Here is a 7,576-nt window from a genome sequence, read left to right on the forward strand (position 1 = left end):
CTATGAATCATCAGGATCAATACCCAGCATTGGTGCAATCACATCGGCAATTCGGTTGGCATTGGCAATCGCCTGCTCATCTTCGAGTTGGATAATCGCCTCATTCATGACATTGAGCTGCCGTGAATCCATTCGTCTGACTTGTTCCATTGAGGCCATGCCAAAAAAGACGGGCCGCAAATAACCCAACTCGTCTTTAACCGCATCTTTTAGTTGTGAATGATCTTTGAAAGGATTAGCGAAACATCCGGCTCAAAAAGTCCTTTGCAGCATCTAAAACCTCTTTAAATTCTGAATCATAAACTAATTGGCCCATGAAGCGATCGGCTTGATTCATCACAACCGAGTAGCCGTCATGGTGATCCCAATAAGCGAAGTTGACATCGTTAGTGATGACATCTTTCATCAAGCCTTTGTAGTATTCACTAAAAACGATTTGACCCGTAATGGCGGTTGAATTTTCGACTAAATTCTCAAATTTCTCAAAACCTGGGAACTTGAAATCATAAGTAACTTTTTTGCCATCAAAGTCTTCAACTTGGATTGAGTCTGATTTAACTGATTCAGGAACGAGCTTATCGAAGTATGCCCAATCGTAATCGCCTTCCAAAATGTGTTGGAAAATGGCTTCATCATATAAAGGATCGGAACGAGTGCCGTTTGGCAGAGTGGCCACATCAATAACATTCTTTTGCACGAAGAAAGTTCCTGGATAACTAAAGATGTACTTGTGACCAGACTTAGACGTGAATGTCTCTTGCTTAGATACCTTATTCATTTCCTTTGGTGCCTTTTTGGTAGTTGTTTTTTTAGCAGTAGTTTCAGTCATGTGAAAATCTCCTTAAATTTATTTGGTAATGACTCGCAAAGGAGTCGAACCCTTGCCAGCCCCGAATTTTGTGCAAAATAAAAGACCGCAAAGCGGCCATTGCATAAATTCTATTTAGTTGTGACTAGGAAGCATGGTTACCATCATACTTGTAGTCGAAAATCTGGATCGTCCAAGCACGGGTTGGTACAGCCTTACCGAAGGCGGCATCAGGTGCTTTTTGAATCATGCAATGGTCGCCACCACTTACTTCTTGGCCGTAAGCCAGATGGAAGCTGAATACTTCATCCTGGTTATAAAGGTCACTGAGTAAGTTGTTGGTTTCGGAACCTTGTTGCACGGTAATTGTGACGGTACCTAAAGAATCATAGGTAACTGAGCCAGCTGGGCTGGCCTGAGCGTCAGTCATTGCATCGACCTTGTTGTTAGTCTTAGATGTCTGTGCCATATCACCATCTTGGAAGTTACGTAAGATGTGTGTAGATCCATCAGTTAGTAACCGGGTGATGGTAATCGATACGTTTTTTGCTTTATATAGGGACATCTTCCGGCCTTCACCCAATGGAATGGAGTCGGTACCGGTAAAGTTATCAACAGAACTTGCAGCACTTGCCATAAGCTATTCGCCTCCTTATTAGACTGCTTCAGCAACATCACCATTAACGTGAACTTCGTTAACAGCGCTAGATGGCGTGTAATCAAACTTGACGCCTTTCAAATTACGATTTACCCAATCGGTAATTCGAATCTCGTTAAGCTGAGGAACATGGGTGTGGTACATTGGCTTGCCGGTATCCAAGCTGGTGGCAATAATCTGCTGGCTGTAGGCGGTTGACATTGAACCATCAAGTGAAGCATCGATCATGCCCAAACCTTTGGCATCAAATGGCACCTTGCCGGCAGTATTGAGAGTATTTTGCAGGTTGGTTTCGACATTGGACTTAACGAAATCCATGCCGTGAACTGTATCGACGTACATACCGGCAACATTCTTGTCGTCAGTTTGGTTGTTGTTATTACCCTTGTGGACGTACAAGATGAACCCTTTCTTTTCTAGGGCAATGATTTGTGAAGCCGTCAAAGCTTCTGGAGTCACGTCAATAAGGTCACTAACAAACTTCCAAGAAACTTGACCGATCAAATCTTGGTTAGCACCTTGGGCAGCTAAGGCGGCCGCATAATCTTCGCTGCTATCTGTGTGATAGAAGCAGAAGGTCCGTGAATAGCCGTTGAACTTAGCTGCATCATCAGCGTTGTCCGCATCAAATTGCTGGAAGAAGATGTGGAAGCCTTTGCCGTCATAACCGCCATGTTCGATAATGTCAGCTAAAGCCAAAGCATCAGCCTGGTTATAGTCAGCGAGCATTGCAAACTCCCAGTTGTTGTAGAAGTAGTCAGCAGCTGCTTTACCTGTACCAGATGCCGGGATAGCATTTGGATCCCCACCATCGTCGGCAGAAACTGGGTCAGCGGTAATCACTGCACCGTCATCAGTTGGAGTCGCCTTCAAGTTGGTTGGTGCTGGGGCGCTGGTTGGCACTGGAGCAGGTGAATCACCGGCAAAAGTGACCACGGCAACCAATTCTGGATAGTCAGCTTGGTCAAAAATGGTCTGCGCCTTACGGTAAACTGACGTAGTTGCGTCATAATCAGCTTCCAAGGCGTCAAGGGTTTGATATTCCTTGTAATTCTCGGAATCGCCCTTAACAAAAATGGCCGGATTTTTAAGTCCGACCGTGGTTTGTGGATGTGTAATGTCTAAAGTGACATACACATCGGTAATCTTTGGAATTAAAGCCAATTTAATCCCTCCTTATTTATTTTTAGTTTTGGGAAATTGTGAGCCGTTAAGCTCAATGTCCCCAAGCGTCGTAACGTCGTCTTGAAAGGCATCTTGACAGCGAAAGTTCACTTGGAAACCGGACTTGTGCTCAACTTGGATGGAGATTTGGTTGTCTGTGTTCTCAACACTGTCAACGTCAATCACGTAGAAGTTATCCTGAACGCCAAGCATGTACATCGCTTGAGAGCGCATGAGCTTACTCAGCTGATTGGCCCCCATGTCCGCTTCATACATACTTTGGGAGTGGCAATCGAAGTGCATTGCCATTTCAAAAACTTCAAAGTCCAAATTGTCAGTAATTGGCAGTGGAATGTGTGAGTCAATAAATTCAAACGTAAAAAACGGATACGCTTGCTGTGAGCCCGGATTATCGGACGCGTAACAATCAATACCCGTTTTTTGTTTGATTAAATTGATTACATCTGTCATGAACGCTTTCTTATCAAAGGGTTTGTCCATTTGTTACCACCGCCTTTAGTCCATAGATTGTGATACTTGAGTAACCCGTGTAATCACTAGCTTCAGCAACTTTGTACTCTCGACCAGTCCGGACGTCCTTAACAATCGTATTAATCGGCACATTGGCTTGCTCCGAATACCAATACAAATCGTAGAGGCTCACTTGACCGCCAGACTGTTGCGAGTTTGTCATTGCTGGATTGGTATTGGTGCCGGGTGGGATTAGCGGTTCGTTGACTTGCTTAACCGTTTCTATGTCGCTATTAGGCACATATTCGCCGGCCTCGTAATGTCCATCATCGTTGCCACTCTTCATTTTGATTTCGAGAGGAATCCCGAATTCCTGGATCATGTCCGAAAAGTCAAACATCACTTATCCCCCTTTCTTGTGTATCGACCAGTCCTACTAGCTAGTAGCCTTGTTGAGTGTCAAGTCAACCGTCGAATTATCAGACATGGTAAGGGTGGCACCGGTAACAGCGCCATTCTTATCTTCGTTGATTGTGCCAGACTTGACGCCTAAGCCATCTTTACCAGCGGGGCCAACCGCACCAGCAGGACCGGCAACACCAGTGTCACCTTTGTCTCCCTTCAAGCCTTTAAGGGAAACCAGCAAATCTTGTTTTCCTGCGTCAGCTTGATACAAATCTCCGTTAACGTCTAACGTCAAAGCACCGTCAGGTTGAGTGGTGGTTGCACCAGTTTCAACGTCGGTACTAGAAAAAGTTACTTGCGAACCATTCAGCTTGTCAGCCGTAATGGTATCGCCATCTTTCCATGCAATTGCCATCTATAATTTCCTCCTTTTTTAGATCGTAGCTTGACCAACAACCGCTTTACCAACCGTACTTGACCCGGTATTACCGCCAGGAACAGTCCAACCAGGAACATCGACCCGTTTGGATTCTGTTTCAATCCCGGCGTCATCGGTGTGAGTGGCTTGGTAGGTTCCTGCCGTTACCACCGTTCCGGGTGCTAAGCCAGTTACCGCGGTTTTGATGTCAGTCCCAACAAAAGAAGGCTTATCGGCACTGCCTTGGTAAATATTTAAGACATAAGCCATTGATTAAGCTCCTTTCTATGATTTGGCGGCATTAACACTCCAACCTGGCACTGGTTGTGGAGCAGATTCAGTTCTGCCATCCTCTGTATGAGTGGCAACATAGTCACCATCAGCGACCTTCGCGCCAGCAGACAACCCAACGACTTTAGCGCCGTTAGAGTCATCGCCAGTAGCAACAACTGCCTTCAGATTGTCTTTTTTATAGACATTTAATCTATCAGCCATCAATTAACACCTCCTTTCACATCGTTTTTGGAACGATTCGGTATGTGATTGAGTCACGTAAGGCGCCGGTGTCAATCAATGGGTCGTTAAAGCCCTTATTCGCAATTGTTAAGGGAGCATTGGCTGGATTTGCAAATTTGATAATTTCAGTCTTCATTTGTTCAGTAGCCAAATTGCCAAGGTAATGGAGTGCATGCATAGCCGTCATGTCACCAGCCAATATTTTCATGGTTTCTTGCTGGGCATACGACAGCCAGCGCCGCTCGTTATGCATCTTGGTCTTCTCCATAAACCGTCGATGCGGAATGTGAACTTCTTTAAGCCTCACAAATCCCCGTTTACCATCTTTACCAAGCGTGGGCACCATTAGATAAGGAACATTCTTGGCTCGAATCGTGGCGCCGTCATTATTGACAATGGCAATCATCTGGAGATGTTTGTCGTGAAGCACGCCAATATGAATTTCTGAAGAGTTCAGGATATCGAATTGCTCGATGGCTTTAGGAAACTTGTCGTATTCCGTAATCAAAAGAACAACACCTCGTTATTGCCAAGTCCTAGCTGTGTCAGCAATCGATTAAATAGATCTAAAAATGGATCGTCTTTATCGGTCACTGAATCAGTTGAGAACGATCGGCTGAGTGGTCCCATTGTTTCAGTGGTCACCCCACTGGAACGCGTATTAAGCAATTGCGTGCCAATGTGTGCCGCATAAAGCAGCGTGGCGTATTCAATTTGTGCCGGTGGAAAGCCATATCCTGCCACAATCGGCGTAGCTAAATCAATCCAGATTCCCAACACCTCGTCAGATTCATTGACGAAACGTGGCGACAAGGCTTTCAGCTTCGTATATTGATCTGTGTCTGGCTGGTTATCCATATCAATCGCCTGCCTTTACGTGCGCCAATAATTGCGCTTTAGTGTCGGATGTTTTGTAAGCTAAATTGTGCTGATCTAAATAGTTCTGAATATCGGCATTTGTCCAACTTTCATCCGGTGCGCTACCCTCATCGGATAGCGATGTTATTTTTTTGCTGGATCGGCCGAAACGTTTGCTCCATCAGCCGTTGGAGTCACTTGCAGGTTCGTTGGTTCAGGCGCTTGAACAGCAGCAGTATCAAGAATGTAGATACCGTCAATCTGTGGGAATGAAGGCATAACTTCTTGAGAAATATTAATCTTCTTGTTAACCGGGTCAGCTGAAACCATGGTTGAAATGGCAATGCCACCATCAACAATTGAGACATCTGCAGCCTGACTGCCAAGCAAGTCAGTTTCTTCAGGCGTGGTTGACATAATCGTTTCACCAAGTTGGCCATCTGGCAGGAAAATAACCCGACCGTCTGGAATCCACTTCTTCGTGGTACCGTCAATGTCCACATAACGTTTGTCATAGACCTGGACGTTTAAGCCATAGTTGGCAACCAAGAAGTTCAACAATTCCGACTGGGGAATAGTGACATTCGCCAATTTACCGTTGTCATAAAGCATTGAGCTTTTAACGTTGGGATCCTGTAAAAGAGTGCGGAATGTTGAGAGATTCATAACCGCTCGCGTAATGGTTTGGTCAGAATCAGCGCCAACAACCTGGCGTGCTTGATCAATATCGTCAAATGGTGTGGCACCGTCAGCACCCCATGCTTTTTTGGCAACCACCTTGTGAGTCGCTTTCATGTCGTAGTCAATATCATTGATGACTTGGCCATTGCCAAAGAAGTTAACCTTACCGGTTTGAACAATTTGATTACGCAGGATTTCTTGAGTTAAATGTGCACCCGTCAGTAGTTGAGCGGCATCGTTAAAGATATGGTTGTTGATAATATCTTTTTCTTCGGCTGTCCCATTGGCTCCCAAACGTACTAATTGCTGTCTCAAAGCTTCATCAACATACTTGCCTTCCTTGAAGTAACGAGTATGTTCAGTGAGCTTTTGGAAGCCTTGACGCTCACGCATAACAGCTTGAGCACCAAATGCGGATGGCTTCAATGGTTTAGGAGCGTTTGACGTCCCTTTGTAAAAGCTAAAATCTGAGGCTAATTGCTTACGAATGGGCATCAATGTTTCCCAAAGATATGGTTCATTGTTTTGAGAAAGGGTTGTCCAGTAACTGCCAATGTTAGTGGCATTGACATCATCAAATAATGTACTCATATTGTTTTATTCCTCCTTTATTTATTCCGTTTGAAGAACACGACTTTGCCAGCTAAGGCTTTTTTAACGTCGTCAGAAATGGTGACGCCTTGTGGTAAACGGTTTGCATTGATATATCCGTTAACAATCAAAGTGCCATCATTTTGGCCAGCAGTAACGTCTACTGGGAACTCCAAGACGCCTTGAGCTGTGGCGTCATTAACGACCGTCAAAACAGCTTGCTCATTATCTAAGGTGGAATCTGCGCCACCAACCGGTGTACCGGCAGGAATAATCTTTTTACCTGTTGCATCTGCGGTCACCCCTGTATCACCAATTACGGCTCCTAAAGCGACTTTGTTAGCAATAAAGCCCAACACTTGGGTTGGGCCATCGAAATTCTGTACTAATGTCATGGATCAAACCTCCTTATTTTTTTGCTTGATTGTTGAAATATGGATTTTTAACGGGTTTAGCCGTCTTCTTAGCAAGTTGAGCACCATAGTTGTTCTTCTTCCCACTCAAACTTTCGCCTGATGCTTTGGGAGCGTTACCACTGAGATAATCCTTTTTTACCTGTTCAGAAATCCGGTCTTTGAGTCCTTTGAGCCAATCAAGATTAGCTTTGGTGGAATCGGCTTCAGTCGTGACGATATGTGATAAATCATCATCAGTCAGACTGACACCCGCCTCATCAGCCATCTTTTTGGCTGTTTTGGTCATCTCGTTCTTAGATCTGTAAGCTTCCAACTCTTCGTTCTTTTTCTTGGCCTGTTCAAGCTCGTACTGAGTTTTTTGATCGGTGTCCATCTTGGCCATCTTCTCGGCTTCGTCTTGCTTGGCCTTCCATTTGGCATACTTCTCATTGATGATTTGGTTGACCTCCTCATCAGAGTGGTAGCCATCAGGAACTTTCGGTTTATCACCGGGATTACCGTCAGTGTCGCTATCCTTGTGCGAGTCATTATTATCACCAGCATTCGGTGTCTGAGTTTGGCTTGCAGCTGGTGGAGTAGATGTACCTCCG

Annotated in this window: 15 protein-coding genes; all 15 read right to left on the bottom strand. The window is 44.9% G+C overall.

Annotation, left to right across the window (positions count from 1 at the left end; translation table 11 throughout):
- Positions 1-180 (bottom strand): hypothetical protein, encoded by a 180-nt coding sequence (locus FD12_RS02655; protein ID WP_054747967.1) that lies wholly within the window; start codon positions 178-180, stop codon positions 1-3.
- A gap of 55 nt (positions 181-235) precedes the next feature.
- Positions 236-829, bottom strand: coding sequence for a hypothetical protein (locus FD12_RS02660; protein WP_056981537.1), 594 nt, complete (start codon positions 827-829; stop codon positions 236-238).
- Between the two features lie 124 nt (positions 830-953).
- Positions 954-1,445, bottom strand: coding sequence for a hypothetical protein (locus tag FD12_RS02665; RefSeq protein WP_056981538.1), 492 nt, complete (start codon positions 1,443-1,445; stop codon positions 954-956).
- A gap of 18 nt (positions 1,446-1,463) precedes the next feature.
- The gene (locus tag FD12_RS02670; protein ID WP_054747974.1) at positions 1,464-2,630 is read right to left on the bottom strand and encodes a hypothetical protein; all 1,167 of its coding nucleotides are present in this window, start codon (positions 2,628-2,630) and stop codon (positions 1,464-1,466) included.
- Between the two features lie 12 nt (positions 2,631-2,642).
- A complete protein-coding gene (locus FD12_RS02675) occupies positions 2,643-3,131 on the bottom strand; it encodes a phage neck terminator protein (protein ID WP_054747976.1) in 489 nt (162 codons plus the stop codon).
- Positions 3,115-3,501 carry a hypothetical protein gene (locus tag FD12_RS02680; RefSeq protein WP_054747978.1) on the bottom strand — a complete coding sequence of 129 codons (387 nt, stop codon included), beginning with the start codon at positions 3,499-3,501 and terminating at the stop codon, positions 3,115-3,117. The genes FD12_RS02675 and FD12_RS02680 overlap by 17 nt, the downstream gene beginning before the upstream one ends.
- A 36-nt stretch (positions 3,502-3,537) precedes the next feature.
- Positions 3,538-3,921, bottom strand: coding sequence for a collagen-like protein (locus FD12_RS02685; RefSeq protein ID WP_054747980.1), 384 nt, complete (start codon positions 3,919-3,921; stop codon positions 3,538-3,540).
- An 18-nt stretch (positions 3,922-3,939) separates the two neighbouring features.
- Positions 3,940-4,194, bottom strand: a complete 255-nt coding sequence (locus FD12_RS02690) for a hypothetical protein (RefSeq protein WP_056981540.1) — start codon at positions 4,192-4,194, stop codon at positions 3,940-3,942.
- Positions 4,195-4,209: 15 nt separating this feature from the next.
- A complete protein-coding gene (locus FD12_RS02695; RefSeq protein ID WP_054747982.1) occupies positions 4,210-4,419 on the bottom strand; it encodes a hypothetical protein in 210 nt (69 codons plus the stop codon).
- A gap of 16 nt (positions 4,420-4,435) precedes the next feature.
- The gene (locus tag FD12_RS02700; protein ID WP_054747984.1) at positions 4,436-4,948 is read right to left on the bottom strand and encodes a hypothetical protein; all 513 of its coding nucleotides are present in this window, start codon (positions 4,946-4,948) and stop codon (positions 4,436-4,438) included.
- The gene (locus FD12_RS02705) at positions 4,945-5,298 is read right to left on the bottom strand and encodes a DUF4054 domain-containing protein (protein ID WP_054747986.1); all 354 of its coding nucleotides are present in this window, start codon (positions 5,296-5,298) and stop codon (positions 4,945-4,947) included. Before FD12_RS02705 ends, FD12_RS02700 begins: the two co-directional genes overlap by 4 nt.
- 1 nt (position 5,299) lies before the next feature.
- Positions 5,300-5,446 (bottom strand): hypothetical protein, encoded by a 147-nt coding sequence (locus tag FD12_RS14380; RefSeq protein WP_082618000.1) that lies wholly within the window; start codon positions 5,444-5,446, stop codon positions 5,300-5,302.
- Complete coding sequence (locus tag FD12_RS02710; protein ID WP_054747988.1) at positions 5,443-6,570, bottom strand: major capsid protein; 1,128 nt, start codon at positions 6,568-6,570, stop codon at positions 5,443-5,445. Before FD12_RS02710 ends, FD12_RS14380 begins: the two co-directional genes overlap by 4 nt.
- Positions 6,571-6,587: 17 nt before the next feature.
- The gene (locus FD12_RS02715; protein WP_056981543.1) at positions 6,588-6,965 is read right to left on the bottom strand and encodes a hypothetical protein; all 378 of its coding nucleotides are present in this window, start codon (positions 6,963-6,965) and stop codon (positions 6,588-6,590) included.
- Positions 6,966-6,978: 13 nt separating this feature from the next.
- The coding region (locus tag FD12_RS02720; protein ID WP_056981545.1) for a DUF4355 domain-containing protein at positions 6,979-7,576 on the bottom strand (598 nt) is incomplete at its 5' end.

Source organism: Lentilactobacillus rapi DSM 19907 = JCM 15042 (genome assembly GCF_001436255.1).
GTDB classification, from domain to species: Bacteria; Bacillota; Bacilli; order Lactobacillales; family Lactobacillaceae; genus Lentilactobacillus; species Lentilactobacillus rapi.